The 25376-nt window shown below is 46.1% G+C and carries 11 protein-coding genes; 5 read left to right on the top strand and 6 right to left on the bottom strand.

The genetic code is table 11. The features are described from left to right. On the top strand, positions 1-544 hold a 544-nt coding region (locus tag H6G07_RS25355), incomplete at its 5' end, for a tyrosine-type recombinase/integrase (RefSeq protein ID WP_190740809.1). 547 nt (positions 545-1091) lie between these two features. Here H6G07_RS25355 and H6G07_RS25350 read toward each other — a convergent pair. Further along, positions 1092-7463 (bottom strand): calcium-binding protein, encoded by a 6372-nt coding sequence (locus H6G07_RS25350; RefSeq protein ID WP_073611091.1) that lies wholly within the window; start codon positions 7461-7463, stop codon positions 1092-1094. Between the two features lie 919 nt (positions 7464-8382). Here H6G07_RS25350 and H6G07_RS25345 point away from each other — a divergent pair. Beyond that, positions 8383-11781, top strand: a complete 3399-nt coding sequence (locus H6G07_RS25345) for a WD40 domain-containing protein (RefSeq protein ID WP_190740808.1) — start codon at positions 8383-8385, stop codon at positions 11779-11781. Next, positions 11778-14123: a carotenoid oxygenase family protein gene (locus H6G07_RS25340; protein WP_073611088.1), complete on the top strand. Its 2346-nt coding sequence runs from the start codon at positions 11778-11780 to the stop codon at positions 14121-14123. Before H6G07_RS25345 ends, H6G07_RS25340 begins: the two co-directional genes overlap by 4 nt. An 81-nt stretch (positions 14124-14204) precedes the next feature. Here the strand turns inward: H6G07_RS25340 and H6G07_RS25335 are convergent, their stop codons facing one another. Then, entirely contained in the window at positions 14205-15494 is a 1290-nt protein-coding gene (locus H6G07_RS25335) for a glycoside hydrolase family protein (protein WP_073611087.1), read from the bottom strand. Between the two features lie 983 nt (positions 15495-16477). Here H6G07_RS25335 and H6G07_RS25330 point away from each other — a divergent pair. After that, positions 16478-18538: an alpha/beta hydrolase gene (locus H6G07_RS25330; protein ID WP_073611086.1), complete on the top strand. Its 2061-nt coding sequence runs from the start codon at positions 16478-16480 to the stop codon at positions 18536-18538. 362 nt (positions 18539-18900) lie between these two features. Here the strand turns inward: H6G07_RS25330 and H6G07_RS25325 are convergent, their stop codons facing one another. The 4 genes from H6G07_RS25325 to H6G07_RS25310 form a co-directional block, all read right to left on the bottom strand. Continuing rightward, on the bottom strand, positions 18901-19356 hold the full coding sequence (locus H6G07_RS25325) for a tyrosine-type recombinase/integrase (RefSeq protein ID WP_199312443.1): 456 nt from the start codon (positions 19354-19356) through the stop codon (positions 18901-18903). A 536-nt stretch (positions 19357-19892) separates the two neighbouring features. Next, entirely contained in the window at positions 19893-21077 is a 1185-nt protein-coding gene (locus H6G07_RS25320; RefSeq protein WP_073611085.1) for a hypothetical protein, read from the bottom strand. A gap of 44 nt (positions 21078-21121) precedes the next feature. Next, a protein-coding gene (locus H6G07_RS25315) for an IS1/IS1595 family N-terminal zinc-binding domain-containing protein (protein WP_139297207.1) occupies positions 21122-22118 on the bottom strand; the annotation gives its coding sequence in 2 pieces (ribosomal slippage) (positions 21122-21757 and positions 21759-22118; 996 coding nt in all). A 29-nt stretch (positions 22119-22147) separates the two neighbouring features. Further along, positions 22148-23002, bottom strand: a complete 855-nt coding sequence (locus tag H6G07_RS25310) for a hypothetical protein (protein WP_073611083.1) — start codon at positions 23000-23002, stop codon at positions 22148-22150. A 300-nt stretch (positions 23003-23302) separates the two neighbouring features. Between H6G07_RS25310 and H6G07_RS25305 the strand changes: the two genes are divergently transcribed. Then, a complete protein-coding gene (locus H6G07_RS25305) occupies positions 23303-24742 on the top strand; it encodes a hypothetical protein (protein WP_139297206.1) in 1440 nt (479 codons plus the stop codon). Positions 24743-25376: the final 634 nt, after the last annotated feature.

Here is a 25376-nt window from a genome sequence, read left to right as displayed (position 1 = left end):
CACCCACGGCCAGGCCAAGGTATTGACCCACGACGAAATTGCCCGGCTGTTCGCGGCGATGGACTCTCCCCGCGATCGAGCGCTGTTTGGCATCCTGCTCTACGGTGGGCTGCGGGTGAGTGAGGCGATCTCACTCCGGCCCGGTGATATTAAGGGCGACGTGCTGGTGCTGCCCGCCAAGGCGACGAAGGGCAAGCTGGCCACCCGACAGATTGACATTCACCCCCGGCTGGCGACGCTGCTAGCCGCCTACGACAATGGCGGGGCGGATTACCTATTCCCCGGTCGGCATGGGCGGGGTCGGTTGGCTCGGTCATCGGCGGATTGGCTGCTCGACCAAGCGCTGGCCTATGTCGGGCTGGAGGGGATTGGCATCAGTACCCACAGCTTTAGGCGCACGGCCCTGACTAACCTGAGCAATGCAGGGGTGCCCCTGCGGGTGATTCAGGAGATCAGCGGCCACCGGAGCTTGGCCAGCTTGCAGCGGTATCTGGAGGTGAGCCCGGAGCAGAAGAAGAGGGCGATCGACGCCTTATCCTATTGATCTACGACCCCGTCCTAGGTGCAATGTGTCTCACTTCAAGCTAGGAGCACTCCTAGCCCATCGATAAGGGCAGAGTATGAAAAAACAGCGACGGCAAGGATGGCAGTTAGTATTGGCTGTGTTGCTATGGCCCTGAGCAGCAACTAACATTTTGAGGCAAGCCATCTACCGAGCTAAATATCGTCGGTAGAGCTTTATCTTGACAAAGCTGATATCGCTTTAATCGTCAAATATTTGTATATTGTCATTTAAAGAAGCCCCTTGCTGCACAGCTAGGGGCTTTATGGTGTGTTGTCATCATTAGAATGGTATACCTTCCCTGTCGATGGCTTTCCAAGGAAGGTGCTCATGAAATGCTACAGAAGCAAAATATTCATCTAGTAAAGAATGGTTAGAGCACTCACGGGGCAATAGAGTCTTGGTTGCTTTACTCAGGATACCTTAACATTTGGGAAAACAAATGTAAGGTTCTTAGCAAGGTTATCCTTCTGCTTATGAAAGGGCTGCCAGTATTGATTGGTTTAACTAATACTGGCAGCAAAATCAATTAGGACAACGAGGGATCGAGTTGCTGATTGGTCAAACTTAGAAAAGAACTGGTTGTTAGAGTACTAGCCTGGACATTGTTGAGGGCCATCAACGTTTCGCCTGTACTATTGAGTTTAATCCAAGTGCTACTGGAGTTGACTCCTGTACCCTGAACGATTGCTAATTGCTCATATCTGAGGCCATTACCAAGTCCAATATAGTCTTGTCCAAAGGCGAAATCAATCACAGTATTATTGCTTTCTCCAGTTAGGGCAAAGATGTCGTTGCCTGAACCACCAGTAAGGATATTGATACCAGTGCCGCCCACGAGCAAATCATTGCCTTTGCCACCAACTAAGAAGTCATCACCCTCTTGGCCGTAAAGAAAATCATTACCGTCATCACCGCTTAAGGAATCATTTCCTAGGCCACCGACCAGAATATCGTTACCTAGGCCGCCCCGTAATGTGTCATTACCACTTAAGCCCCATAGTGAATCATTCCCGCCTTGACCATTGATTACATCATCAGATTGATTGAAACCTTTAATTGTATTGTTCAGGTCGTTCAGGAAGGTAACTGTATTTGGTTTTAGTACATGCCCATTGAGCCCATCTGGGCTGCCATTTTTCCACTCAGAATTGAAAACATCAAAGTTGTCAGTAATTTGAGCTTGCCCATCGTACAGAAATGCAATGTTGCCTAAATTATCACCCTCATATTTTTGCTCTAAATTATCTAGGTAATCCAGGTAGAAGTTCTGTAAGCTCACTTTCGTATCAGTGATGCCTTCGAATGTGATTTCTAGATTATTACCATTTTGGGTTAGAAGCATGTTTTTGGCAGTCAACCCTTCACCTGAAAATTGAAGAATGTCTGTTTCAGTAAGGATGGCTGAAGATGGGTGCGAGCCTCGACCAACGCCACCAAAGTCAGTAATTGTGTCAGTGCCATCTCCACGATGGAAAATGAAGCGATCGCGGTTTCCCCCTCCTGACAACGTATCATCGCCGATGCCACCATCAATTACATCGTTACCAGCACCACTATTGATGCGATCATTGCCACTGCCTCCCATAATGGTGTCATTACCTGCACGGGCAAATATAACGTCGTTACCTGCACCTGCCTGAATCAAATTAGCTTCATTGTTGCCCGTGAGAGCGTCATTAAAATCAGAACCAACGATATTTTCGAGGCTTATCAGTTGGTCAGTATTTCCCGAGCTATCGATCGCCGTTGCCGCTTCCAGATTCACCGTAACCGCGCTGAGATCAAATTGGTAGCTAACGGTATCGTTGCCTGTGCCGCCGTCTAGACGGTCATTACCTGCATTGCCAATGAGTAAATCATTGCCTGCTAATCCCTGAATTACGTTGGCGATGTTGCTACCAATTAGGATATCGGCAAAGTCCGAACCGGTAATATTCTCAACAGCTTGCAAGCTGTCTGTGGTACCGAAGCCATCCAAAGCGGTATTGGCAGCGATTGTAAAGGGTAACAGTTCTAAAGAAGCTTCGCTGCTGTAATTGATAGCATTCAGGTTAACCATGACTCCTGTGGGAGAGGTTTGATAAAGTACCGTATCGTTACCGCTACCACCCTCGATCTCGTCGTTACCTGCATCGCCCCTCAGTAGGTCGTTGCCTGCATCGCCATTGAGATTGTCGTTACCACTGCCGCCCTCCAACGAGTCATCCCCAGCCTCACCAAACAATTGATCGTCGCCGTCCGCTCCAGCTAAAGAGTCGTTGCCCTCACCGCCTAACAACAGGTCATTGCCAACCTCTCCAAACAGTTGGTCGTTGCCTATGCCACCGTTGAGGCTGTCATTATCGTCGCCACCGAACAGTTGGTCGTTGCCGTCTTCCCCAAACAGTTGATCACTGCCCGTGCTGCCCTCTAGAGTATCGTCGCCGGCTCCAGCTAACAGCAAATCGTTGTCCTCTCCTCCATTTAGGAAGTCGTTGCCGTTACCGCCTTGCAATTGGTCATCCCCAGCTTCACCAAACAAGCGATCATTGTCATCATCGCCATTCAGTAGGTCTGCGCCTGCACCACCCAACAGTTGGTCATCACCCACGCCACCCAACAGTTGATCGTTGCCAGCATCACCATTGAGCGTATCGTTACCCTCCTGTCCATAGAGGAGGTCGTCATCGTCATTGCCAAACAATTGATCGTTGCCGCTGCCGCCTTCTAAGACATCACTGCCTGCGTCGCCGAAGAGTTGGTCATTACCCTCGCTGCCATAGAGCAGGTCTTCACCGGTGCCACCGTTAAGGGTGTCGTTGCCGTCGCCGCCCTCTAGGTTGTCGTTTCCGGCTTCACCAGAGAGTGCATCGTTGCCCTCACCACCTAAGAAGGTATCATCGCCATCACCACCGTCTAGGCGATCGTCGCCGAGGCGACCTTCGAGGAAATCATCACCGCTGCCGCCGATCAAGGTATCGTTCCCGTCGCCGCCGTCCAGAGCATCGTCTCCGGTTTGCCCTAAAAGCAGGTCGTTGCCCACACCACCTGATAAGCGATCGTTACCCGTGCCTCCATCTAACGTGTCGTTGCCCTCACGCCCATCCAGGAAGTCATCACCACCCAAGCCCCACAGATAGTTAGCTTGAGCATCCCCGGTCAACCGATCGTTATATTCCGAGCCTTCTAGATTCTCAATTTGAGTGAAGATATCGCCACTGGCATCGCCGCTGGTGCCTCTAGCGATTGTCAGATTAGCAGTGACACCAGATGACGCTGTGAAATAGGATGCGGTGTCGATGCCGTTGCCGCCGTTGAGCGAGTCAGCCCCGGCTCCACCGACTAGTTTGTCATCGCCGGCTTCACCCAAGAGCGTATCAGTGCCGTCATTGCCAAAAACTAGGTCATTGCCGCTACGGGCCTCGATGCGATCGTTACCGCTGCCACCATAGAGGATGTTATCCTGACCGTCGCCGATGATTGTGTCATTGCCCTGCGACCCCACTACATCTCGGAAGTTGCGGAGAACGTCGGCGTTGCCAAAGCCGTCGATCGCTCTTCCTTCCTCCAAATTGATGAATGCTGATCCTGGATCACGGCGATAGCTAACGATGTTAATACCTGTGCCGCCATCCAGCGTGTCATTACCAGCATTGCCAATTAACAGGTCGTTTCCGGCTCCAGCCAAGATGTCATTTTCAGTCGCATTGCCGATTAAAACGTCGTTGTAGTCTGAACCAATAATGTTTTCCAGGTTTTGCAGGGTGTCTGTGGTGCTGAAGCCATCAGTGGCAGATCCAGCAGCGATCTCAAAGGCAGGTTCGGGATCAACCGCACTGCCTGGATTGCTGTAGCTGCTGGTTTCGTCAATGTTGACCACAACGCCAGTTGGAGCGTTGGCATAGCTGACAGTATCGATATCGCTGCCGCCATCAATTAAATCGTTACCTGCATCACCCACCAGAAAATCATCGCCTGCATCGCCTGCGAGCTGGTCATCACCTGCACCACCATGGAGTGTGTCGGCATCTTGTCCACCAAACAGTTGATCATTGCCTGTATCACCTTCGAGGAAATCGATTCCGATGCCACCATTGAGCGTGTCATTCCCGGCTTCGCCCAATAATTGGTCATTGCCATCGTCGCCATTGAGCAAGTCATCTCCGTTGCTACCTGTCAGGAGATCATCGCCGCTACCGCCATCTAGCGTGTCGCTACCGTCTTCGCCAAACAGCACGTCTTCTCCGTTGCCGCCCAAAAGGCTGTCGTCACCCTCACCACCCATAAGTAGGTCATCACCAGCACCCCCATCGAGGGAATCGTTAGCTGCTTCTCCTAGTAGTTGGTCGTTGCCATCACCACCTGCGAGTGAATCATCCCCATCACCACCGTTGAGCGTGTCGTTACCAGCATCACCATTAAGGGTATCGTTGTCAGCACCGCCATTAAGGGTATCGTTCCCATTGCCACCGTTAAGCGTGTCGCTGCCAACACCACTATCTAGTAAGTCGTTGCCAGCACCACCATCGAGGAAATCATTACCGCTCTCATCAAAGAGATAGTCGTCTCCAGCGTCACCGTACAAATAATCTCCATCTGCTCCTCCATCCAGTACATCTGAACCCTCGCCTCCTTTGAGGATGTCGATCCCGACTTCTCCAAAAAGCAGATCGTCTCCCAATCCACCGAATAGTTCATCATCACCGTCATCGCCCCAAAGAGTATCTTCTCCGTCATCACCGGACAAGAAGTCTTTACCAGCACCGCCATCTAGCAGATCCTTACCGTTGCCGCCTCGTAAAGTATCTTGTCCGCCGTTTCCAAACAATTCATCATCCTGATTTTGTCCTTCAAGAGTGTCATTGCCTTCACCACCATAGAGAAAATCATTACCATCGCCGCCTCGTAAAGTATCTTCCCCTGCATCTCCATAAAGGAAGTCGGAACCAGCGTTACCTTCGAGAATATCTCGGTTATTGCCTCCCCTGAGGACATCAGCCGCAGAACCGCCGTACAGCTTATCATCGCCGTTCCCTCCTCGAATGTCCGCAGGTATTGAGGCGCTAATGGTTATGGTATCGCCGCTCTCACCCGCATCTCCAACGATTCTTTGAGGAATGATGATTTCCTTCCCTGAGTCCTCTTTTTTAGTAGTGATAGCGTAGGCTTGCTCTAAGCCAAATGCCGAAACCAGAAGCTGGTTGTTAACCTGCTGAACTGTAAATACTTCAGCACCGTCAACAACATTTTCATGCTTGCGCTCATTTGAGCGGGTACCAACATTCAGAAATAAAAGGTTTCCAGATGGTGTAGCGAGAATTGGAACAGGAGGGTTACCAATACCACCACCATTACCAGAGCCAGTATCAAAGCTCCACAAAGTCACTCTGGGGCTTTCTAGCTTGAAAAGTAGAGTGGAGGGAGTGGGAACCTTCTTCTCCGCCTTCTTAAAGAGGCTTTTCACACCGTCACTAACTGCATCAACTCCCTTATCCAATAATGCAGCGCCTTCGCCAAGCAAACCTGCATCCTTAGTAAGCTCCTTTAAATAGTCGGTTGCGGCTCCTGTTGCTTTTAACTGGGTTGTTAGCAGATCCTTAAATGCTCCAGCAATAGAAACATTTGCAGAGGCATCTAGATAACCATAGGCTGAGCCACTGATTCTATCAAAGGGCCTCTCGATCGAGAAATTTCTGACTTTTTCTCTCTCACTAAAATCAAAAGAAAAGTTAGCGTCTAAACCAACATTTGCACCACCGTTTAAAGAAGCGATGCTGTCTTTTCCTAGCTTAATTCCAACCCTAAACTCTCCAAAAAAGTTAAGCTCAGGAGCATCTTTTCCATTAACGTCTTTGATGTAGAATCCTGTAGTGTCAAATCCAAACCCCAAAGCAACAGAACCCCCTAACGTTGGACCAAAGGTTAAGTTCAGAAGAGGTACAACAATAGGAATCTGAACTCCTTGCGCCCACTCAGTAGAAGTGACTAGCTTAAACGTTGGCATTTTGTACTCAAACAACTCAATATCCTTTGAGCCTGAGAACAGCCTGTAGGCATTAGATGTCTTAAGAATTGGTAGACTGAACCCATTCAATTCTTTAGTAATATTAGTCAGGAAACTGGGCAATTCACCTGTACTATTACTGGGTGATAGAAAGGATTTTTGGTTCAAATCATATGTAAAGCTTCCGGGAAGGCGTATTGCCTCAGAATTTCCTTGAACAGGTTTAGCTAAGTTCAGAAGGGTCTCAGCATCGTTGATGAACTCAGTAAGTTCTCTTAACCCTGATATCGTATAGTCCTTTCCTGTTTTCTTCTTGAATTCTTCTCCGAAAGCGTTTGCTTGATTAACTAAGTCTAGAACTGACACCTTACCGTTTTTGTCAAAATCAATGTCGGACGGGCTGATACCCAGGCCGTTAGGGATTTCTTTGGTGAGAAAGGGTATGTCTTCAGTCAAACCTTTGATAACTGCACGCACAGGCTTCAGGACAGTTTCGACTTGGCTTAGGACGTTGCCCAGAAAATTGTCTTTTCCCAGAAAAGACTCCAGTTTTAAATCACTGATAGTTGCATTTTGGCTGACCGGATCTGTTAAAGACCATGCAATGTCTAGGTTTGCTGAAACTGAGGGTAGAGTATTGTTTAGCTTAGTAGTTAAAGTTTCATTAAGATTTAAACTTAATGAATCATTAACATAATCACGATCAATGCTAAATACTTTGTCTAAACCGGTGTCAAGCTCCTCCAAAACTTTTCGTACTGCCTCATCACTATCTGCGTTGCTAACTAAACTAATCGCTTTGTTAATTTCATCTGTTAACCCAATGAAATTGCTCCCGAGGGGTGTCTTCAAAGCCATAAATGCTTGGTTGGCAGCTTCCAAGCTATCGACAATTGTTTTGCTGTCCAAAGCCATGACCTTCTCCTAAACTCTAAAAAATCAACAAAGCAAAATATCGTTGCGGTTTTGAGTAGAGACAGTTCTCTTCTTAATCCTTGAAATAGCCTTTATCCAACCTTTTTAAGCACCATTTCTCATTTACTGCCGGGCATTTTGATGAGGCTACACAGCGGTAGATTCACGGCTTTCCGTTCTAACTGTTTGGAGTTGACAACCAGCAAAATCATCTTCTCAGTTCAACTGACTGCAATAGCTGCGAGTGCAAATTGGCTACGGTTTATACATCAGCTTTTTATGCATCGGCGATCGCTTGCAAAGAACCTTTAATTTGCATTTGTGATTAATAAACTACTGAACATTGCTCAGACCTATAGATGCTCAAATTGCTAAAATCTTCTGGCAGCTTGCCATTTGGTTAACTATCATCTTTGTACCTGCCGAGCAATAGAAGTTTATGTTTGATAGGTGCAAGGTCCAGGAGGGTGTGCAGCTACCGTTTTCCCTAGTCCCGACCAGGATCCTCCTGTTCTGCTAAGGCAAATTGGTTATTGATTACAATCGATCCTGCTACGAGCGTGGTAGAAGAACCAAAAATAAGGACAGTAGACATGAGCACAAGAAACCGTTTCATACAATTTTTTATCCTAGATAAGAAATTTTCAGCTTTCTGCAAAGAATTGCAAATCTTTTTCCAGCTCTCTGTAGCTCACTTGGTTGTCGATATCAGCAGCGATGATTTAATAGAACAAGACTACTGACTGAGTTCGTGCCTCAGAATGGCTGAGTTAGGCTGACTACTGAATAATTTTGTCTAAAACGTGACACCGATATGCCTCGATCGCTCAGAGTTAGTCAGGACTATATAGGAAGGGTCAAGCTATCGGTAAGACGCAACGGCTTTCTGAGCCAGCAAGCGCTAGCCGAGGATCTTGGCTTGGCTCGCTCTACAGTCGTCAATTTCCTGACGGGCAAACCTGTTGACCGGGCAGTTTTTGAAGAGTTGTGTCTCAGGCTGTCCTTAGATAGTCAAGAGATTGCTGAAATGGATTTTGAGCCTTTAGCGACTGCCAGCGAGAAGTTAGATGTAAATGCTCTAAGAAAGTCCAGAGACTTAAGAGGCACTCCAGACATTTTTTCCTTTTTTGGCAGAGAACCAGAGCTGGCGACGCTAGAGCAGTGGGCTCTTCAGGAACAGTGCAAGCTGATTACGATATTTGGGGTTGGAGGAATTGGTAAAACAACCTTATCCGTTAAGCTAGCGCATCACATTGAAAAGGGCTTTGACTATGTGATCTGGCGCTCGCTGCGAAATGCTCCCCCGTTAGATGCTCTCTTAGTTGAGCTAATTCATTTCCTGACTCCCACTCCAATTGCTAAATTACCCGGAACCTTAGATGGACAAATTAAAAATCTTTTGGAGTGTCTTCAGCAGCGATGCTTATTAGTTCTAGACAACTGCGAGACAATTTTCCAAGAGAGAACTCAAGCAGGAGCGTATAGAGTTGGATACGAGAACTATGGCTCATTGTTAAAGTGCATTGGCGAAACACACCATAAGAGTTGTGTTGTTCTGACTAGCCGAGAGAAGCCTGCTGAAGTAGTTCAGCTAGAAGGACCTAATGCTCCCGTTCGATCATTGCAGCTCAACGGCTTAAGTGAAGTAGAAGGATATAAGGTCTTTGAGATTCAAGGATATTCTGGCTCAAGAGCTGAACTAGAACCCCTGATTGGACGTTATGGTGGCAATCCATTAGCCCTAAAAGTTATTGCTACAACCCTTCAAGAATTTTTTAACGGCAGTGTTGCTGAATTGCTAAGACAAGAAATCCCTTTCTTTGGAGATATTTGGAAACTACTGAGCGAGCAGTTTAATCGACTGACTGTTGTAGAAAAGCAGGTTATGTATTGGCTAGCAGTTGAACGAGATTGGATTTCACTAAGTGAGTTAAACGAAAAACTTTTCCCCCCCGTAACGGCAAGAGAGCTACTGGAAGCACTTGATTCTTTACAGCGTCGTTCTTTGCTTGAGAAGCGAGCAGGTTGTTTTACCCAACAGCCTGTAGTGATGGAATACATCACGAATCAATTGCTTGAGCAGATTTTTCAAGAAATTAAGATGGGAGAGGTTGCGTTATTCAACTCAGTTCCCTTAATTCAAGCTCAAGCAGAAGATTTTGTAAGAGGATCGCAAATTCGACTAATTCTTGAACCGCTAATCAAAGAGGTACAGAAATACTTTAGGACGGAAACTGCTCTTCGTCAGCAGTTGGATATTTTAGTAGAAGCAGTTCGACACACAGATGAATTGAAATTCGGTTATGCAGCGGGAAACTTGCTCAACCTGTACCGTTTCCTAAACTTAAGTCTCTCAGGATATAACTTTTCGGAACTGGTTATTCGTCAAGCTTTTCTGCAAGAAACAGACTTGCACGATGTGAATTTTTCACATTCTGAATTTATTGATTCGTCTTTTGCTAAAGCCTTCGGTGGCATTCTTTCTATTCAGTTCAATCCAAATGGTCAGACGTTAGCCACAAGCAGTACGAATTGCGAAATTCAAGTGTGGAACTTGGCAGACAAACAACACCTTTTAACTCTTCAAGGGCATACAAACTGGGTACGGTGGATTACATTTAATCCAGAAGGAGAACTATTAGCTAGTGCAAGCGACGACGGAACTTTAAGAGTTTGGGATTTGTCTAAAGGAACGTGCAAATGTGTTCTGAATGGACATGGTGGCAGTGTATATGGTGTTGTATTCAGTCCTGATGGTCAAATCATTGCTAGTGCTAGCAACGATTGTACTATCCGCCTATGGAATGTTAGTGATGGATCTTGTTTATCCCTCCTCCAAGGACATTCCGCTGGAGTTCTGGCGGCTAGTTTCAGTCCCTGTGGTAGTTTTTTGGCAAGCGGTAGTTTTGATAACACGATCCGAATTTGGAATGTTCAAACCGGAGTTTGCCTCCGGACGCTTACTGATCATACGAATTGGGTGACAGGACTTAACTTCAGTCCAGATGGACGATGGTTGGCGAGTCCAAGCTGCGATTGCACTGTTCGTATTTGGCGAGTAACTGATTGGCAGTGTGTAAGAGTTCTGGAAGGACACACTGGATGGGTTTGGGGAATCGCTTGGAATCCGGATAATCAGTCGCTTGTAAGCTGTAGTGCAGACTGCACCGCAAAAATTTGGAATGCTACAACAGGTGAGTGCTTACGCTCTTTGGGTGGACACAAAACTCAGATTTGGAGAGCAGCATTTAGCCCTGATGGACAGACTATTGCAACAGGCAGCGAAGATCAAACGATCTCGTTCTGGGATGTCGAGACAGGTCATTGTTTAACGACCATAACTGGACACTCTAATTGGGTGCGTCCTCTGGTATTGAGTCTAGACGGTCGATTTTTTGCAACTGGGCATAAAGACAAAACTATACGAATTTGGAATAGCGCTGACAACCAGTGCCTACAGGAGTGGAAAGCGCATAAAACCAGCATCGTATCGCTAGCTTTTCACGTTGGTGAGGAATTACTAGCTAGTGGGGGGATGGATAACATAGTAAAGGTTTGGAACTGGCAGCAGAAAAAATGCATGGCTGTCTTTGAGGGGCATAGTGATGAAGTCTGGGGCCTTGCATTTAGCCCTGATGGAGAAATTCTTGCTAGTAGCAGCTTTGACCAAACAATAAAGCTGTGGCGATTGCGGAGTAAGACGTGCTTTGCTACTTTGACTGGGCATAGCGATCGCATTCCTGTAATTGCCTTTCATCCCGGTGGTAGTACCCTTGCTAGTGGCAGTGACGACTGTACGATTAAGCTTTGGGATATTTCTAAAGGAAAATGCTACGCCACTCTAACAGGACATAGGGCACGAGTGGGAGCGGTTTCCTTCAATTCAAAAGGTGATCGTCTTGTTAGTGCCAGCTTAGATCAAACGCTGAAAATTTGGGATGTCCAGACTGGAGAGTGTCTGCAAACATTGCAAGGACACCAAAGCTGGGTCATGGGAGCTGTATTTTTCTCTGATAATCAGACTGTTGCCAGTGCCAGTTCTGATCAATCTATTAAGGTTTGGAATAGTCAGACAGGACAATGCTTAAATACTTTAAATGGCCACACGAATTGGATTTGGACCGTTGTGGTTAGTCCTGACGGTCGAAAGTTGATTAGTGCTAGTGAAGATGAGTCTATCCGGGTTTGGGATGTGCAAACTGGAGACTGTTTAGCAACGTTGAAACCTAAACGTCTCTATGAGGGAATGCGAATTACCGCAGTCACAGGCTTGACCTTGGCAGAAGAAGCAACATTGAGAGAACTTGGAGCAATATGAAGCAACGACAGGCACGATTTGTTGGTGAGCATTGTAGAAAAAACTTTGTACCCCGATCTGTGATTAAGACAAGTCGGAAAGAAATTACGGACTTGCCGCTAACAGTTCGCAAATATGTTAAGAATGCTCAGGGAGATTGGGAAATTTCTTCTGAAGGAGATGCCGTTGAACTACCAACAGAATTGCGTGGTTATTATTTTGTTGTAGGTGCTTTGTTTCAATCTGACAATCGACCTCAAGAAGACGGAACACCACTGTACACAGGCGATGGCATGATCTATCGTTTGGGCTTCAATCATCATAAAGCAATTCTCAAAACTCGAATTACAAAAACGCCTTGCTACTACGCTGATATTGCGATGACTGGAGCAAGCGACAATACGGTATGGAAGCCTGAGACTACCTTTTCTAAACGGCATTGGCTATGGTCATACTTTGCGTCTTTTCGGAATGGAGGTCCCAGTCGTATGAGTCTCCTTCTGGGAGGCAGAAATCAACTCAATACTGCATTTCTTCGAATAGGCAATCGCTTAATCGTCACGATTGATGCAGGCCGTCCTTACGAAGTTGATCCAAATTCGCTAGAATTGATTGCGCCAACTGGCTCAACCGACCAATGGATAGGCATTTTGCCAATCGTTTCTGTCCTTGTTGCTAAGTTAACTGGGAGCTATCCATTTGACGTTTACATCAACTCTGCTCATCCTGTTGCTGACGTTACCAAAGCTGATGGTACGACAGCTTCAGAACCAGGATTCTTTACTACCAATTACTCAGCCGGGTACAACGGGCTCTATCGAAGACCAGTGAATTGGATATTTGACCAAATCAATAAATTGCTCAAGGGGAGGGCAAACGTTAAAGAACAGTTCGGTCGTTTCACTGACTTAGTCTACTATCGTTTCCCTAATAGGGGTTTAGAGTCGAATTACCAAGAAGAGGCTCGCAATGATGAAGCTAACAAGCCTGAAGAACCTCTTTTAAAGCGCTGGCGATTAGTTTACAAAGATGGTCCGCAGAAAGACCAACCTGTTGTTGTTGAACAATCACTTCATCAAATTGCAATTACAGAACGCTTTATCATCTTTGCCGATATTGCATTTAAAATGGAATTCTCGCAAATCTTTTCACCTTTTTTTGTTGGATTTCTTAAATTAAATATATTTAAAAAATACTGGTCACTTGGCGCTTGGATTCGCGCAAAGTTTCTGCGAGACATTATGCCTCTGCCTAAGGGAATTTTATATGTCGTTGATAGAGCAGATTTAGAAGAGTATGATTTCTGCACAGCAAACGAGCCGCCTAAGTTTCTGCCCGCCAATCAAATTATTCTGCCTTATGAAATTTCTCATTTCGCTGCTGATTACAGTAATGCTGAAGGAAAAATCACACTTCATGTCGGTCATCCTAATGGTTGGGATGTGACACAGTGGATCACAAGGTACGATAGTTCTGTTCCAGGAAAACCTAGTTTTCGCTCTGATCTAGAAGGAATGCAGGTCGGTACGACAGACCTTGGAGCATTAGCGAAGTATGTAATTAACGGCAGCAACAGTGAGATTGAAACAATTCAAGTTATTCGAGATGCAGAAATAACTTGGTCGCCATCAATCTACACTCACAGTGAACTTTGTCGTGATGATATAAACAATAAAGAAACACGAGTTAAGAATATTTATTGGATTACTTGGGGCTTTAGTTGGGAGTTGGTTCCGCAGCAAATTTACGATGTATATAAGTCAAGAGGGCATAGAGTACTTCCGATTGAGAATCTTCCGGATCAAGATAAACCTCTGACCTTATTACGACTTGATACTCAAACGATGACAATTGCAGACTCTTTTCAGTTTCCATCAGGATACTTTGCTTCCTCACCCCAATTCGTCCCTAGCTCTGACCCGTTAAATGGAGAAGATTCATCTAGGCATGGTTTCATTGTTTGCACTGTTTTGTCTGATAATCCGAGTAATGAGAAAGAGTCTTGCGACGAATTTTGGGTATTTAATGCCGATGATTTTCATAAGCCTATCTACCGCTTGAGCGCTCCGTCTGCACACCAGCCGCTCAACCTAGCCCTAACGCTACATACAACTTGGATGGAAGACATTCATGGCGAGAGCCAGCAGCAGCGATATGCAGATATTAACGTTCGCCGAAAACTACGCAGAGAATCTGTTCAGCAAGACTACGAATCTCGCTTAAAAAAAGCAAAACTTGTTACTCGTAAATTGTTTGATGAAATTGTTTATGGTTATTTTGTTGAGCAAATTTCAGAAGTAAAGGCAATGAAGCGCTTACAAAAAAAGGACTACCAAATAAAATTGCCTGAAGATACTATTTGACCGAGGCGTTGTAAAACGAAAACAAGGCTCTACATTCTGTGAAATACTTCTCACAGAATGTAGAGATTTTTAGTTATGAAATCAGCGGATTTCCCAATCTACAAATAGATCACGAGGATCGTATAAGCGCAATAGAGAGATTAGTTTCTTCAAATCAGGCATGTCGCCTACACAAACACAGCCTGCACTACCCGGCGAGCTACTCCTATTCCAGTCAACATGGAAGCCAAAAGCATCACGATCATCTGGTTGGGTTTTGATTAAAGGAACAAAGACGGGACCGATTCCACCTGTGGGATGAGCATGTTCAGCCTTGTAGTTATCTTTGCCACCTGCCCATTGAATATCACCAATAGTGTACCGCGCTTGAGGAATAGGTTCCAAGTTTCCTGGAAAGCTAGCTGGATCTTCAGGAATTCTAAAGTTTTGCTTGCTAGGTGCACCTGCGATCGTGTCAAGTGTTGCGAGCACTCTTCCCTTTGGGTCCACAAACTCTAGCAGTAGTTTTTCAAGACCACTATAAGCCGTTCTACCAGTACGGCCCAGACGACAATAGACCCGATCTAACATTGGAGGAGGCACACGTCTTGCGACATTAGTTAATGCAGTTGTCAAAATTGCCTTTGTGTTCGGGCCAAACTCCCCATCGACTTCAAGGTCATTGTTACCTTGAAACCACTCAACAGCCTCTTTAGTAACTGCAGTGTAGTCACCAGGCTGAATCCCATCTGCAAGATATCCAAGTTTTGCTAATGCACAATTCAAAATGAAGCAGTCTTCACCAAAATTTCCGGCCTTCAGAATGCGGGCAATTTTTAGAGGGAGTTTTGGCTCCTGCCAGGGTGCGCCTGGAAACACAGTGTCTGATATGGAAGCACTAGTGCCAGGAAAGCCATCGCGTCGAAACAGAGATTCTTCTTTGTTTCGGCGAATGACTAGTCCTGGAAGAACTTTGCCAGCTCCGTAAATCCAGCGGTCGAACTCGCGTGCTGCACCCTCGTAGTCTTTGCTATTCAATTTTTTAAGAAGTGTTGAGTCCTTTAAGCCCTTACTTCCAGTTCCAACGTTATATGCAAATGAAACCAGAGCATCAAACATTCCTTGAGTCAGATCGACTTTGCATAGGGTATTGACTGCATTTGCTTTCTCATCTACTTCTACCTTTAACCACCGTTTAGCATCAGCTTCAGTGATGACATCATCCTTTTTAACGGCTCTGCCCTCATCAATATGAAGAATTGAACCATAACCGATTGTCGGCACTCCAACTGGATCAATATATCCCTCAATATTTCCGTTAGGAAGTTTTCGGTGTAAACCTTCTGACTCTTTAATAAGATCTAGACAATCTTGACTAGGATTCAAAGCCATAATTATTCCTTTTGCCGATAGCGAAACTTTGAGACATTTTCATCAAAGCTTCCTACTTGCTGAGTTAAAGGCTGAGAATGACTGACTTATAGAAATAGCGCTTATTTGCTAGGGGCGGCTATGCGTTTAAATCTGACTCGCTAAATGAATCTTAAATCGGTGCTCCTCCTTATTGGGGCAATCGCTCTCGCCCACTGTGGGCTTGTGCCCCTAAAGACTATGAGCTCGCCAAGCATGCACTGGATAACGATTATGGCGTAGACTCCTCGACTACGAAGAGCTTCGAGGATATTTGATCACAAAGTTTGGAGCACTTTACTGCAATCATCTCAAGTTCTCTCGACAGATCTTCCGTAAAAAGTTCCAAAATTTGTTCAACACTGTGCTAGACAATTACCTTTCAGCTCAGTCAGGCCTTTTGTGAGTATAGATGTGGCGTAAGCCAGATCCGCTATCCGCGCCCGCAGACAACTACTCAACCCACAAGCCTTCAGCAGGTTAAGGCCCTTGAGCACTTAGTTTGATCGATAGACACTTCAGCTACCTCCTAGCAGTGTCATTTATCCTATGCAAGGTCGATATTTTAGGAAACGGGTTGTTGATCGCAGGCGGGCTAACGGTTTAGTTGAGCAGCTATAGGAAACTTTTGCTAAAAAGTCAACAGATTTCAATAGCCCGCTCCAACTAAATGGTTAGGTTGCTGCCTTTTGGGAGAAACAATCGCCCTCAACTAACTCTACTCTGTAGAGTTAGTAACAAGCTAATTAAACGTGGACGTCAAAGGTTCTCGCCAATCATACCCTTTTACGCAATACCGAATTAAATGTTTATCTTAGCGACTCTTGTCCTAAATCAGGCGACAATGAGTACGTTTCGCTTTGCAATCGAGCTACAGTGCAAAGCGCCAATTAGGTTTTGTGCAGATTACGTTTTAGTGATGGCTTTGTCAAGGGTTGAATGAAACGTTCTAAGGGGTTTTTACAATGAAAACGGTATTGCTCAGTATTCAAAAGTTTATTTTTGCCGAGAAAATCACACTCTCAGAAGAGGACCAAAAAAGGTTGGTTACCCCCATTGATAATGAGGTAACTGCTGTTGATATCGATCAGGTTACAAAATTTGTAGATTTTCTAAGTAATAATCAGGCAAATTATCAGTCGTCATCAGCTAATACATCTGGCTATTTTGTCTTCAGCACCGCTCCTTTCAACACTGAAGATGGAGAAGCGGATATAGTTGTTGATCGAACGCCTGCTCTAGAAGCTTCAGTAATAGCTTCAGTACTCCAGCAGTTCACGACAGGCAATTCGCTGAAACTTCCCATCCGCGAACAGACAATTGAAGAGCGAACTGCAAACTTAAATCTAGCTATTAAACAGATCGCAGACGATTTACATGAGCGCCGGAAAAACTTGGACATACCTCCAGAATTAATGATCGCCATTCACGGCTATAGTACCGAACAAACAGGTGTACGTAGGTGGTACAAGCAAATCTACAAGTATGTTAATCAGGAGGCAATTCTCAAGGATAGGGAGAATCTCGTTTTTGTTGGCTATCGCTGGTCATCTGAAAGCGTTAGATTCAGTTTACAGCAGCTTAGAATGGCGATTAAAGCATTGCCTATTCTGCCGAGAATTGTAGCTGGTGTTGGTACTGGGCTTACCATCTTGTGGATTGTGTTGCTCGTTAGAATTTTGAGCCAAACGATCGATCTTTTTATTGCTCTTGCACTGTTATTATCCGTATTCCTAGTTGCAATAATTTTCTCTCTCGTGGTCTTACGAGTCATTGTTTATTTCCGAGATGCATTTCGAGCCACTAATTTTGGTGTTCCTGATCTAATTGAATTTTTGCGTTTACTGGATTTAGAATTGCAAACGCAAGCCGAAAAGGAATATCCCGACGAAACGAGCCGAAACGATCGCCTGAAGCCAATTAAACTTAGTTTTCTAGCACATAGCATGGGAGCATTTGTGGTGACAAATGTGATTCGCATTCTTTCGGATGTATTCGATCCCGCTGCGGTCAACAAGGAACCATCCTCCAAGATTGGGAAGATTTTTTGTTTAAGTCGGTTGGTGCTCGCCTCACCAGATATTCCCGTGTTGGCGCTCGCTGCCAGTCGGTCCAATTATTTAGCGTCGTCGTTACGACGTTTCGATGAAGCCTATTTGTTTAGCAACGAGGGAGACTTAGCCTTGCGATTGGCTTCAACTACGGCAAACTATTTTTCCTATCCGTCAAACACGCGAGAGAGCGGATATCGCTTGGGAAATGCCAGTATTATCCCCGGGAGATTTGGGATTATCAACCTACAAAATCTGCAACGGTACTGCCATACTAACGGCGACAACTTGTTTGGTACCGTCAACGCTCAAGGTTCAACAGGCAATTCCAAGGATACAGCGCTACATCTTCTCTTCACCACCAACTTAGGCGGAGGAACCCCCGGTTCGTTAGCCCAGCTGGCTGAAGAGAGAGGACTAAATGCCGATGTAGATGATTTTACGATCGCTGATCTGTTCACCTTTTTTGATTGCACCGATTATGTTGAAACGAGTAACAATCCAGCCTTTTACGCATTCGTTTCAGAACGCAAATCGGCAAACAAAAATTACGCTAAAAACTTTGTTAAGCAGATAAAAAAGTTCGATCTCAAAGTCGTTGGCATTCTAAGTCGGGCGGTCGGTATGATTGGCAAAAATCCGAAACAACGATCGCTAAATTTCTTTGATTATGCTGGGCTACTGTTTGATTTTCTGAAAGGCAGAGATGTTCACGGCGGCTATTTTCATGCTCCGTTCAGCAAAGATCTGATTTATCAGCTTGCTTTTATTGGCTTTAAGCCAATGCTGGAATGGTGTGATTCTAAGTCTTCCCCAATCACGAATTCTCAGACGACAATCGCGGTCTTCGACCAAAAATGTCAGGAATGTGGGATTCAGGTTATCCTTTCGCCTCTGCGCTACAGTGTCGATATTCAAGGGAAAAACCTGCAAGCAGCGAAAAAGGAATTGATCCAGCGCATCGAAGGAACCTGATGCCATATTTAACTTCAGTTCTGGTTAAGCCGAAGCGTCCTTAACCAGAACTGAAGTTAATGATATTCACTGTATACCGTACGGTTTTATTTAGGAGACTAAGCGGCGTTGCTGATTTCTGGGATGAATCTATTTTCGAAAGCTTAGCCCCGATAGGGTTTCATAGATCCGTTCATCCCTCACTTCAGCAACGCCAGAATTTCCATGTGATCTCTTTCTAGCTAGACTTCTGTTGTGTCGGCTGTGAGCCCATGGTGCCGTCGCTGGTGGGGGCGATCGCAAGGAGACTAGGCCAAGCAGTTTCGCCGGGGCCAGCTCAGCAATGCTCACTAGCCGAAGTAGGTCAAAGCCCAGCCAGTGCTCTACAGCTGCGCGATCGCATCCACCTTCTCCTCCTCCGACACATCGAGATACCGCTGCAGCGCCGCCATCGACGACCAGCCGCCTAGGTCTTGAATCGCCTTCAGCCTTACCCCCGCCTTGTCCAGCCGAGTCGCCCAAGTGCGCCGGTTACTATGGGTGCTGTAGCCGCGCAGACCTAGGCGGTCGCACGCCTTCCGTAGCGCCAAATCGCAGGCTTGCCGCGTAATCGGCCCCTGCCCACTCCGTCCCGGAAACAGGTACCCTCGGCTCGGTAACTCCGCCTCCTGCAACACTGCCCTCAGCTTCGGATGAATCGGCACCGCTCGCGTCCGCTTTGTTTTCGTCGTTGCCTTGCGCAGCACCAGGGTATTCCCCACCACATCCTCGGCCCGCAGTTGCCTCGCCTCGCTCACCCGGCAGCCGGTGTAGTAGCAGATCGAAAAGAGCGATCGCATCTTCGGGGTAACTCCCCCATCACCTGCTCAAACTGATCCGCCGACCAAATTTCCGCCTGGTCGTGGCGATTTTGCTTCGGCACCGAATTACCTCAGAAGTGGATCCAAAATAACGTTGCAAATTTTTACTTGCTCTTTTGTGCATTTCAGCAAGTTTAGTTTATCCGCATAGCAAGGGTTTTGGCGATTTAGCATTAAATCGGAGCAAAACACCAGGGCTTATTGAGAATGGAGACTTATTGTTGACAATTAAAAATTTTAGGGATTTGGATCCAATGCTGCGTTTATAAAGAGCCACGGTCTAATCGCAGTTCTCGCAGTCCCAATGAACCTGACCAAAATTTGATCTGATAATGGGCCTTTCACATCGAGGGCATTGACCTGTAACAGTGGATGAGCATCTAGAAGCTCCATCTGCTGCTCCAGCATCAACCGCTACACCAGCTCCAATACCCTTTTGCCCAACATTGCGAAAAAGGTCATTTCAACAATGTTGGGCAAAGCAGTTTGCGTAGGTTTGCGTGCGAGTAGATGTCCTATGACATGGATTGCTTCAACACATCCTGCTCGCGAGGAGAGAGTTGGCTGATAGCCATCTTTATCAAATCCATATTCGTTCCCGCATCCTTAGAAGGTGCATTGACGCTGACGGGCAGCCCAGCACATATTCGATCAAGCTGTTGGGAGATCTCGATTTCGCTTAGCCGCGTTTTCTGGTAAGGGCGCCGCTTGTCATAAATCCGCTCTAGCGTCTCTATTTTATGCCCCATGGCCTCTGCCAATGAGATGAGAGTAGCTCTATCTTTGACTGTCTCCAGCAGGTGAACCGCATAAACTGAGCGCATAAGATGAGGCGTTAAGAATTGGCCCGTTAGCTTGTAAGCTATGCGAGCAATTTTCCCACCAAAGTCTCCACAGCGATGCTGTCCTCCCTTTCTAGCCCCTACATACAACCACACGGCGGGCTGAATTATAGGACCATTATCCTCATGCACAGTGGTATCAGCTGCGATAGAAGATCGCAGTTCATAAAAATGAAAGCTGGAGTTGGGAGCTTCAAGACTTTTCCCAATGCTGATCCAATTACCATATTTATCTCGCCAATAGCCCATGATATAGGCTTCTAGAAAGTCATAAATGTGCTTATCTCGGTACACTCTCCGATCCATAATCAACACCTGCTGATGGCCATGGGAGTCTCCACTCTTGGCAGCTTGAGGCGGAGTATCCTTAAACCAAAGCGGAACGCGCTCTAAATAACGGTCAGAGGGTGGTTTACTACCCAGATAGGTACCAAACTTTTCCTGTGTTGCTGGATCCAGATAAACGTACTGACGGGTCAAGTAGCCGTACTTGACTTCTTCCTCCTCAAGACGGTCTGTAGGGAGGGGCCAAATCCATTCACCAGCTAAAAGATCCTTAGGCTTTCCGCTTAAGTCACATGACATTGCCATCTTACAAGTGCGCCATTCCCCTGGTCGACGGGGTGCCATGAGCGAAGATTTAGACCAGAGAAGAGCATCCTGAAAACTATTTGCAATAGCCGTTATAGGACGATTGACTCTATCTTTTGTCTTAGACTCTGTAAATTTAAAGGCAGGTAACGCAACTTTCTGAATCACTTCCTTTAAGTCCAGCCATTTAAGCTCGATCAATAGTGGATCTAGTTCATTATCGGCACAGTCTTCATAATAAAGTAATAGCTCCCTCACTACTTTCATGACGGGAATATCATTCCCGTGAGGATGGTGGTGGCACTGGTTCGTTAAGAGGAGATGTATCGAAACCCTTTCATGCAAAGGATTTCCTGGGTTGATAAGGGTCGAGAGCAGAGACCTATCGCCATCGCCGGAGTCGTCCGTTTCTCTAATCCCCAGTGCGGCCTCACCCAATTATGAATGATCCGCTGAACATCCAAGACGCGCTGCAACCCTGCCCGAGTCTTAGCATAGAGATTCTGACGCCGACGATACGCGCTACACCGTCGTCTTAGGGCCGCATTCTGGGCCTCGTTATGATTCGCATGCACCTCCGCAGTGGGACTAATCGCGGTGAACGGATGCTCTGCCTTAACCCAAACCACACGTCGCTGGCCTTGAGAGCCTTTAACCTTCATCGCCACTTCCAGTCCTTCTCGCCAGACTTTTCGAGTGCGGTAGGCTCTTGGGCAATTGCGGAGCGCTAGATAGACACTGGCCAAGTCCCACAACGCTTTAGCGTAGCGACGCTCACCGTCGGTGAACCACCGAATGTAAGGACACGCTTGTGCCCACTGCCAAGCCTGTTGCGTTCCCCGCTGAAACAGCAGTTCGTCCTTATGACCCGCCATTGCTGAAACCCAGTAGCGACTGCTGCGTTCGATAAAGTGGATCGTCCAGCCTTCTGAGCTAGCGGGGGGGACGGTTCTCGCCGACGCGAGTGTACACCTCATCTCCTTCTAGCGTCACCTCTCGACCTGCTGGGGCCGAGGGTGACCAGGCATCAACCTGATTTGCCAAGCGCTCTTCCCAGCGCAGAATTGTTGAGTGAGATTTACCGAAAGTGCGGCCTGCCGCCCGCACTCCCATCCCTTCGGTGCGGCTAGTCAATGCCGTGGCCACCAATGAACTAGGCGCTCGGAGTCGGGCCATTGGGGTGCCGGTGCGCTCATTAAATCGCTTGCCGCAGTCGTTGCAGCGATATCGCTGGAGCAGCACACCGTCTGAGAGCGATTCCCGCCCATTCTTTACAACCTGGAGGCTTTGGCAGTGAGGACAATCCATGGCTTTGGAGTAGTTGCACTGCACCCATTTTACCTATCACCGCCTAACAGACCAGTGCCATGGTGGTACTGACCTAAATATTGAAACTGAACAAGCTGTGTTATTATGCCTAACTTTCTAGCTATAGAGTCTGAGTGGCATCCTCGCCGCTGAAGAAACTTAGCAAACTCATACATGAATTCTCTAAATTCCTCTGCGGCCGCTTCAGCATCTTCTCGATCTATCAAACTGGCTGGGCGGATAATCGAGTCAAAGCTCAACTCATCTAAAGGGACATTACAGTGATTATGAAGCCAACCTAGCATCTCTCTATGAGTTCTGTAGTGCATCTCTGCAGTTGTTTCACGAATTGACTTCTTAATTCGTTTCTTATAAAACGGCTCAATCGAGAACTTCCAAAACCCATCAAATTTCTGCTGCAAAGGTTCAGAAATTTGGTCATCCTTCAAGCTGTAAGGGGTCATGTCAACCTTGTTTCGGCGCGTATTGGGCCTATTACCTCTCCCGACAAAGGAAGGTGGAGAGACTTTCGGTGTCATCTCATGGCACGTTGGGTCGACTAAAATACTCTTGTCAATAGACCACTTATAGAACTTGCGGATATGGGAACGTGGTACGGAGCGCTGGTCATCATTCTTTCCAGCTAAATCAAAGCCTTTTTCTAAAGCAATCTCCCATCCATAGAGTTTCTCAATGGGAAGCTGACTCAACGCATAGTGGGCATTGGCTAAATCTTCTTTTGTAGAGCGTTTAGGTGGCCTTGGAAGACCCCATCCAGGCATTAAAAAGAGCCTGAAGGCTGACTCAAACTGATTATAGGCCGCAATCTGCGAAGGCCCAAGTTCACTTTTATAATAATTGATGGTGCCTAAGATGTTTTGCATGATAAGAAAATTGAGAATTCATATAGTAGTTAGCACGGAAAACAGTCAAGGTTTTTCTATAAAAACTAGTTTTATATAGCAATAAAGAAAATGATTCAGGCAATCCGACCTAAACATTGAATAAAATTGTTTTTGAGATGTTGCTCTAAAGCCTTGATATGTAAGGGATTCAGCGCTTAAATAGATTTCATTGCTATATATAGGCTCTCCGTTTATTTAACTCGCGACCTCTAGAACCTTGAGTCTCCTTAGGTTTACCCTTTATCTAAACCCAGTTAAATAGAGGGAGATTTATTTAGCATGGACGAACCTAAGCCATGGTCTCAAGATTGGAATGAAGCTCTCCAGGCGGCTCAGAACACTGCCACCTATGTTCGTTCTGGGCTAAACTCACTCGAGTTTGCTGCCCTTGCAAGGGTTCATTGCAATACTCCAGGACGTTATGCCCGCAGAGGCATAGATGCATTCAAAGCTAAATTCGGCGAAGGTTGTAGTTTTGAATTGGTCAACCGTCCTAACTCTCCCCAGAAGGAATGGCGGTTTACGTTCTCAGGGCCTTTAAGAGAACATCCAGATGATGCTCCTATTCCTGGTCTCATACGAGGTCCAGAGTTCTGCCAGGTTTGTAATGTACCTTGCATTACCCAGTTATATATGTTCACTCGAAATGGCCATGCTTGGTTTCGAAATCGTTTTCCAGGGTGGGATTATCTAGAAGTTCCCTACTATGGAACGAAAAGCATTATCCGCTGGTACGGCAAACTTGAGATTCTGGGAGAGCAACCGGAAGATACTCTGCCAAGTGATCACCTAACTGCCCATCAGTTCAGCTTGCTCAAGGGTATAGGCGTTGGCTATCTCAAGAAGATCTGTCGCCAGGAAGGCTTGGAAAAGTTTCGACTTAAGTTCCCAGGTTGGTCATTCCACGAAAATTTGAATGCCCTAACCTACTTCCGTTGTGGGCCAGAGGTAGAGGTTTTAAAGTTAGCCCAATTCGCCCAAAGAATGAACACGAACCCTTCTTCGGTAGATGAATGGGTAAAAAAAGGCTCTTTTGCTGACAAATTTCCTGATTGGGAGGTGCAAACGCTGCCCGTGAAAGGGTCTAAATCTAAAAGCTGGTTCTTTAGCCCTAAGGTAACGTCGCAGATTAAGCCGATAAACACTCAAGACTTGAACCAAAGTACCAATAACCCTGTGGTTTCTTCATCTATAGAACTGGAAGAGGATGCAGATGATAGTAAAGGGTGGTCATCTGAATGGCAGGCTGCGCTGACTCTTGCTCAAGTCAATCTCCCAGAATTCCACATAAACCTAACAGCTGCTGAGTTTGCAGACTTGGTTGGAACCAATCCTCCAAGAGTAAATGACGCTGCTAGGAAGGGACTTCAGTACTTTAAGGAGAGGTTCGGCGAAAATTGTTCTTTCCAGAATTTTCCTCACGTCCGGCGGCTGTCCCATAGACGGTTATTCGTATTCTATGGAACCGTACATCCCCTAGCGCGCAAAGACATCGGTTCAAGTCTATTGTCGGAATCTGACTTCTCTAAATATGTCAATACTACGTTGCATGAAGTCAGAGACTATTCCCAACAAGGGCATCAAGCTTTCCGTGAAAAATGGCCTGAATGGGAATTTGTTGAGCATCAGTCAGCGAGCGGCTTAGAGAGATGGTACGGCAGCGTTAAAAGCTTAGGAGATCAACCTAAAAGCAGTAAAGCTACCAAATTTAAGGGCTGACAGTAAGTAGTCAAATTAAGAAAACTTTGAGAAATATAGCTACTTCCCCTCTCCACTTATTGATATCTAGTATCAATAAGTGGAGAAGGGAAGAGTCACTTAACCTTCCCTGGGGCATGCTTGTCTGATTATGCGGACACATCTTGTTCAACTTCTATTCAGAAGTGGATCCTATATAACTATACGAATAGCAAGGCAATTTACCCATAACGTTATGGGCCAGTTGATTCTAGGCAGTTCCATCTCTTGATTTCCAAGGGCTCAGCTCTGGCTTTGCAAGTCGTAAAGACCATTTAACGCAAAGCTTTCAGAGGCTCAACTTAAAAGAGCAATTTAAGCTTCAACCTCCTAGTGCGCAGGAGGCATAGGCTCTCAGACTTTGGCCAGTAGGTTGACTTTTAATGTGTCTTTCAATTCTGGCGAAGAACACGCATTCAAGAATTTAGGTATTGGGGAAAGAGGTTATTCGCGCACATTTCAATTTTTACCCATAACGTTATGGGTAAAAATCCAGCGCGGCCTCATTAAACAATTTTTGAATCTGACTGAAACCTCTTCAGACTATCTTAGATAGCCTTAAACAAGCACTTTGACTACTTAAAGAGGGTAGTTAACAAAACATTACAATAAATCT

This window comes from Phormidium tenue FACHB-1052, assembly GCF_014696675.1.
Classification (GTDB): Bacteria; Cyanobacteriota; Cyanobacteriia; order Phormidesmidales; family Phormidesmidaceae; genus Nodosilinea; species Nodosilinea tenuis_A.
The sequence above is the reverse complement of the archived record's forward strand: the minus strand, read 5'-3'. Positions and strand labels throughout refer to the sequence as shown.

What these genes read in the sequence shown, in the direction of transcription:
- H6G07_RS25325 (WP_199312443.1), bottom strand. Translation starts at nt 19,356, where the DNA reads ATGCGATCGCTCTTTTCGATCTGCTACTACACCGGCTGCCGGGTGAGC.
- H6G07_RS25340 (WP_073611088.1), top strand. Translation starts at nt 11,778, where the DNA reads ATGAAGCAACGACAGGCACGATTTGTTGGTGAGCATTGTAGAAAAAAC.
- H6G07_RS25305 (WP_139297206.1), top strand. Translation starts at nt 23,303, where the DNA reads ATGGACGAACCTAAGCCATGGTCTCAAGATTGGAATGAAGCTCTCCAG.
- H6G07_RS25350 (WP_073611091.1), bottom strand. Translation starts at nt 7,463, where the DNA reads ATGGCTTTGGACAGCAAAACAATTGTCGATAGCTTGGAAGCTGCCAAC.
- H6G07_RS25330 (WP_073611086.1), top strand. Translation starts at nt 16,478, where the DNA reads ATGAAAACGGTATTGCTCAGTATTCAAAAGTTTATTTTTGCCGAGAAA.
- H6G07_RS25335 (WP_073611087.1), bottom strand. Translation starts at nt 15,494, where the DNA reads ATGGCTTTGAATCCTAGTCAAGATTGTCTAGATCTTATTAAAGAGTCA.
- H6G07_RS25320 (WP_073611085.1), bottom strand. Translation starts at nt 21,077, where the DNA reads ATGAAAGTAGTGAGGGAGCTATTACTTTATTATGAAGACTGTGCCGAT.
- H6G07_RS25310 (WP_073611083.1), bottom strand. Translation starts at nt 23,002, where the DNA reads ATGCAAAACATCTTAGGCACCATCAATTATTATAAAAGTGAACTTGGG.